We start from the raw sequence: 551 nt of genomic DNA, 5'->3' as shown, positions 1-551 counted from the left end.
CTATGTCGGCATCCTTGGCATGCCGCGCCGTATGGCGTTCTATGACTATGCCAACCCCGCGATCGCGCCGCAGGCCTTTTCCGTCACCATGTCGGCGATCGGCGGCTTCATCCTGCTGCTGTCGGGCGTGCTGTTCCTGCTGGTGTTGATCCGCGGGCAGTTCGGTGCGCGAGACGAGGCGGCTGCTTACCGTTTCGCGGTGCCGCTGCACATGCCGGCGCGGATTCCGGTCGCGCTCAACTCGTTCGGCCTGTGGCTCGCATTGATGGTCGGTCTCACCGTGGTGAACTACGGCTTCCCGATCGCGCAGTTGATGGCGCTGAGCGAGACTAATGTTCCCGCGGTTTATGTCGGAGTTGGCCGATGAGCGATCATCCGCTGTTCTCCACGCGCAATCCGTGGTTCGGCATCAGCGTCGGCATCACGGCCGGCGTTGCCGTACTGTCGGCGGTCGTCGGCCTGATCTGGTTGCCGCTGCTCCAGCCGCACCTCCAACTTACCGGCGTCTGGGATGCGATCTGCAGCGCGGCCGGCGTTCCCCGCGCGGCGGT

2 pseudogenes are annotated in these 551 nt (G+C 65.2%); both read left to right on the top strand.

Annotated features, from left to right (window positions below):
• Positions 1-367 (top strand): annotated as a pseudogene (locus FNJ47_RS46540) (cytochrome C oxidase subunit I); the annotation flags it as partial.
• A pseudogene (locus FNJ47_RS46535) lies at positions 364-551 on the top strand (c-type cytochrome); the annotation flags it as partial. The pseudogenes FNJ47_RS46540 and FNJ47_RS46535, both read left to right, overlap by 4 nt.

The organism is Bradyrhizobium uaiense (assembly GCF_010811875.1).
Lineage (GTDB): Bacteria > Pseudomonadota > Alphaproteobacteria > Rhizobiales > Xanthobacteraceae > Bradyrhizobium > Bradyrhizobium uaiense.
Note: the sequence above shows the minus strand (reverse complement) of the source record. Positions and strands in the feature narration are given on the sequence as shown.